Annotated in this window: 5 protein-coding genes; 4 read left to right on the forward strand and 1 reads right to left on the reverse strand. The window is 70.0% G+C overall.

The features are described 5' to 3' along the window. Window positions 1–407: hypothetical protein (locus tag FRW57_RS23380; protein WP_203230384.1), on the forward strand; the 407-nt coding region annotated here is incomplete at its 5' end. Window positions 408–452: 45 nt separating this feature from the next. Then, window positions 453–854, forward strand: coding sequence for an FAD synthase family protein (locus tag FRW57_RS17075; RefSeq protein WP_137120616.1), 402 nt, complete (start codon window positions 453–455; stop codon window positions 852–854). A gap of 16 nt (window positions 855–870) precedes the next feature. On the opposite strand, the gene FRW57_RS17080 is transcribed toward FRW57_RS17075, so the two are convergent. Further along, window positions 871–1,665 carry an IclR family transcriptional regulator gene (locus FRW57_RS17080; protein WP_137120615.1) on the reverse strand — a complete coding sequence of 265 codons (795 nt, stop codon included), beginning with the start codon at window positions 1,663–1,665 and terminating at the stop codon, window positions 871–873. Between the two features lie 147 nt (window positions 1,666–1,812). On the opposite strand from FRW57_RS17080, the gene aceB reads away from it, so the two are divergent. Beyond that, the gene (gene aceB / locus FRW57_RS17085; protein ID WP_152186558.1) at window positions 1,813–3,390 is read left to right on the forward strand and encodes a malate synthase A; all 1,578 of its coding nucleotides are present in this window, start codon (window positions 1,813–1,815) and stop codon (window positions 3,388–3,390) included. Between the two features lie 4 nt (window positions 3,391–3,394). Continuing rightward, window positions 3,395–4,852: an FAD-linked oxidase C-terminal domain-containing protein gene (locus tag FRW57_RS17090; RefSeq protein ID WP_152186559.1), complete on the forward strand. Its 1,458-nt coding sequence runs from the start codon at window positions 3,395–3,397 to the stop codon at window positions 4,850–4,852. Window positions 4,853–5,017 lie beyond the last annotated feature (165 nt).

The following is a 5,017-nucleotide window of genomic DNA, read 5'->3' on the forward strand; positions in this document are numbered from 1 at the left end:
CCGACCTGTCGCAGCACGCCGATCGGCGGCTGAGCACGGTCCTGCCCCCGGGCGCTTCGGTCGGCCCGGCGGTCGACGCGACCTCCGCGGCCACCATCGACCACCTGCGGAAGGCCCTGATGGCGGTGGCGGAGGACCCGGGCGTCGACGCCGTCGTCGCGCAGATCACCGCGCTGCCCCATCTGCAGGCCTGCGAGATCGGCCACCTGCTCGACGAGGTCGCCCAGGTCAACCCGAGCACCAGCATCGTCTCGGCGGTGCAGGACACGGTCTGCACCGGTCCCCAGCGCGTGCCCACGATTCCCGACCCGGAGCGTGCCGTGGCTGCACTGGCCCACGCGCTGGAGGTGCGCGTCGCCGGGTGCCGTCGGGGGACCACCCACCCGCGCGCGGTCCCGCGTCGCTGAACAGCGGGTATGCCGTGACCCCACCGCGCCGGTAGGGTCGCCGTCGTGAGCAACCGCACCGTCATCACGTTCGGGACCTTCGACGTGCTCCACGTCGGGCACGTCCGGGTCCTCAAGCGAGCCGCAGCGCTCGGCGACCGGCTCGTCGTCGGAGTCTCGGCCGATGCGCTGAACCTGAAGAAGAAGAACCGCGCCCCGGTGTTCACCCAGGACGAGCGCATGGAGATCGTGGGTGCGCTCGCCGTCGTGGACGAGGTCTTCGTCGAGGAGAGCCTCGAGCTCAAGCGCGACTACATCGAGAAGTACGCCGCGGACGTGCTCGTCATGGGCGACGACTGGAAGGGCAAGTTCGACTTCGTCAGCGACCTGTGCGAGGTGGTCTACCTGCCCCGCACGCCGTCGGTCTCGACGACCGGACTCATCGAGCACATCGCCGGCAGCGCCTGACCCCTGCCGGGGCCGTTCAGGCGTGCGCCCGACGCAGGTCGCGGGAGAGGTCGGCCGCCGCACGCAGTAGCTGTGGGACGGCACGCTGCACGAACGCGTCGGAGATCCGCGTGGCCGGCCCGGAGACCGACATGGCCACCCGGAAGGGCGCCTCCGGCACGGCCACACCGACGCACCGCACCCCGACCTCCTGCTCCCCGTTGTCCATGGCGTAACCGTCACGACGGACCCTGTCGAGCTCCTCGAACATCGCGTCCGGCGTCGTGATCGTGTGCTCGGTCTGCGCCAGCATCCCCGCCCTGTCGAGCAGGGTGCGCACCTGGTCGGCGGATTCCCTCGCGAGCATGGCCTTGCCGACGGCCGTGCAGTGCGCGGGGACCTGTCGGCCGACCTCGGTGAACATCCGCATGCTGTGGCGCGACGGCACCTGGCCGACGTAGACGACCCGATCGCCCTCCAGCATGGCCAGGTTCGCGCTCTCGCCGAGTTCGTCGACGAGGCGCGCAAGGTGCGGCCGTGCCCAGGTCCCGAGGGCGAGTGACGAGGTCTCGCCCAGACGGATGAGCCCGGGGCCGAGGACGTACTGCCGCGACGGTTCCTGCCGGACGTAGCCGAGCTCGACGAACGTGCGCAGCAGCCGGTGGATGGTGGGCAGCGGCAACCGCACGGCGTCCGACAGATCGGTCAGCGAGATAGCGCCACCTGCGTCCACCATCGCCTCGAGGACGGCAAACGCGCGCTCGACGGACTGGATCCTGCCGCTTGTGCCGGGACGAACGCCCTGCACCTTTCCCCGAGGGACCGTGCCCATGCCAGCTGCCTCTCGTGTCCGCCGGGCTCCGGAGAGCCTGAACTGCCACCTCGCAAACCGTTGACGCAAGAACGGGAGCGGTCCTACAGTCAACCGGAAAACAGAAGAACACTTCCACGATATGGAAATACGGGTGAGTTTGTCCAGATGACCGAGCCGAAGGACGTCACAGTCACCGTCGACCTCTCCGACGCGGATCGCGAGATCCTCACTCCGGACGCGTTGGAGCTGCTGGCCGACCTGCACCGCACCTTCGAGGCGCGGCGGCAGGAGCTGCTCGCCGCGCGGGAGAGCCGGTATGCCGAGCTGGCCGCCGGCGGCACGCTGGACTTCCTCCCGGAGACACGCGAGATCCGGGAGGGCGACTGGCAGGTGGCGCCGCCCGCGCCGGGACTGGTCGACCGCCGGGTGGAGATCACCGGCCCGACTGATCGCAAGATGACCATCAACGCGCTGAACTCCGGCGCCAAGGTCTGGCTCGCCGACTTCGAGGACGCGTCGACTCCCTTGTGGCGCAATGTCATCGACGGCCAACGCAACCTTCGGGACGCCTTGGACCGGCAGATCGACTTCACCAGTGAGGAGGGCAAGACCTACGCCCTCGGAGACGAGCTGGCGACCATCGTGGCCCGGCCGCGCGGTTGGCACCTGCCCGAGAAGCACATCCTGGTCGACGGTCAACCGATGTCGGGCAGCCTGGTCGACTTCGGGCTCTACCTGTTCCACTGCGGCCAGCGCCAGCTCGACGCCGGCAAGGGACCCTACTTCTACCTACCGAAGATGGAGAGCCACAAAGAGGCCCGGCTCTGGAACGACGTCTTCGTCCGCGCCCAGGACCGGCTCGGCATGCCGCAGGGCACCATCCGGGCCACCGTGCTGATCGAGACCTACCCCGCGGCCTTCGAGATGGAGGAGATCCTCTACGAGCTGCGCGACCACAGCTCGGGGCTCAACGCCGGGCGGTGGGACTACATCTTCAGCGTGATCAAGAAGTTCCGCACCCGCGGTCGAGACTTCCTGCTGCCCGACCGGGCCCAGGTCACCATGACCGTGCCCTTCATGCGCAGCTACACCGAGCTGCTCGTCTCCACCTGTCACCGCCGCGGCGCCCACGCCATCGGCGGCATGGCCGCCTTCATCCCGAGCCGCCGCGACGCCGAGGTCAACAAGGTCGCGATGGCCAAGGTGACCGAGGACAAGGAGCGCGAGGCGAGCGACGGCTTCGACGGGTCCTGGGTGGCCCACCCCGACCTCGTGCCGATCTGCCGCAAGGCCTTCGACGCCGTGCTGGGAGATCGGCCCAACCAGCTCGACCGGCTGCGTGACGACGTGCACGTGACCGCAGCCGAGCTGCTGGACGTGGCAGCGACGCCGGGCAGCGTCACGGAAGCGGGTCTGCGGGCCAACATCAGCGTCGGCATCCAGTACCTCGCCTCATGGTTGAGGGGGACCGGTGCGGTGGCGATCTTCAACCTGATGGAGGACGCCGCCACGGCGGAGATCTCGCGCTCGCAGGTGTGGCAGTGGCTCCACAACGACGTCGAGCTGGAGGACGGGGAGACGGTGACCCGGGAACTGGTGCACCGCATCGTGGACGAGGAGATCGCCAAGCTGCCCGGTGACGCGGCAGACTACGCGGACGCGAAGGCGACCTTCCTCGACGTCGCCGTCTCCGACGACTTCGAGGAGTTCCTCACCCTGCCGGCCTACGAACGGATGCCCTGACCCGATGGACGCGAGAGGCCTGGCCGACCAGCTGCGGCCCCTGCTGGGTGACGACGCCGTCATCACCGACCACCAGCGGCTGCGCACCTACGAGTGCGACGGGCTCGCCCACTACAAGGTGACCCCGGCGCTCGTCGTGCTGGCCGAGACGACCGCCCAGATCGCGGCGTGCGTCAAGGCCTGCGCGCAGGCCGGCGTGCCGTTCGTGGCTCGGGGCTCTGGCACGGGCCTGTCCGGTGGCGCACTGCCCCACGCCGATGGGGTCCTGATCGTCACCTCGCGGATGCGGCAGATCCTCGAGATCGACCGGGACAGCCAGCGCGCCGTCGTCGAACCGGGCGTGATCAACCTGCACCTGAGCCAGGCCACGCAGCCGCAGGGCTACTACTACGCGCCCGATCCCTCCAGCCAGCAGGTCTGCTCGATCGGCGGCAACGTGGCCGAGAACTCCGGTGGGGCGCACTGCCTCAAGTACGGCTTCACCACCAACCACGTCACCGGGTTGGAGCTGGTCACCCCCGCGGGCGAGGTCGTGGAGATCGGCGGCAAGGCGCCGGACCCGCCCGGATACGACCTGCTCGGCGCCCTCGTCGGTTCCGAGGGGACCCTCGGGATCGCCACCCGGGTCACGGTGCGGCTGACCCGCTCGCCCGAGTCCGTGCGGACGCTGCTGGCGGCGTTCCCGCACACCGACCAGGCCGGGGGAGCGGTCTCGGCGATCATCGGCGCGGGCGTGATCCCGGCGGCCATCGAGATGATGGACGCGCTGGCGATCGAGGCCGCCGAAGCCGCGGTGCACTGCGACTACCCGGCCGGTGCCGGTGCGGTACTCGTCGTCGAGCTCGACGGCCCCACGCCGGAGGTCGAGCACGTCTTCGAGCAGGTCGAGCGGTTCTGCCGCGAGCACGACGCCTTCGAGATCCGGATCGCCCGCGACGACGCCGAGCGCGCGCTGTTCTGGAAGGGGCGCAAGTCCGCCTTCGCCGCCGTCGGGCGGATCAGCCCCGACTACATCGTCCAGGACGGGGTGATCCCGCGCACCTCGCTGCCGGAGGTGCTGCGCGCCATCGAGGCCATCGGCGTCGACAAGGGGGTCCGGGTGGCGAACGTCTTCCACGCCGGCGACGGCAACCTGCACCCACTGGTGCTCTTCGACGACGCCAACCCCGGCGAGGCCGAGCGAGCCGAGGAGGCCTCCGGCGCGATCCTCGACCTGTGCATCCAGCACGGTGGCTCCATCACGGGCGAGCACGGAGTCGGTTCGGACAAGGCCAAGTTCATGCCCCGGATGTTCTCCGACGACGACCTCGACACCATGCAGCTGGTCCGGTGCGCCTTCGACCCGGATTCGATCTCCAACCCTGGCAAGGTGTTTCCGACCCCTCGCCTGTGCGGTGAGGTGCCGGGCAGGCACAAGGGAGCCCACCCGCTCTCGGAGGCCGGCGTGGCGGAGGTCTTCTGATGGGCGATCCGCTGGCCCAGCTCGAGGACGACTGCGGCGGCCACGCCACCGAGGCCGACTCGTCGGATGCCGTCGACGGCGTGGCCGCGCAGTGGGTGGCCCGTCCCGCCGACGAGGCCGAGACCGCTGCCGTGCTGCGCACCTGTGCCGAGGGCGGCCTCGCCG

It is taken from the genome of Segeticoccus rhizosphaerae, assembly GCF_009192725.1.
GTDB lineage: Bacteria > Actinomycetota > Actinomycetes > Actinomycetales > Dermatophilaceae > Segeticoccus > Segeticoccus rhizosphaerae.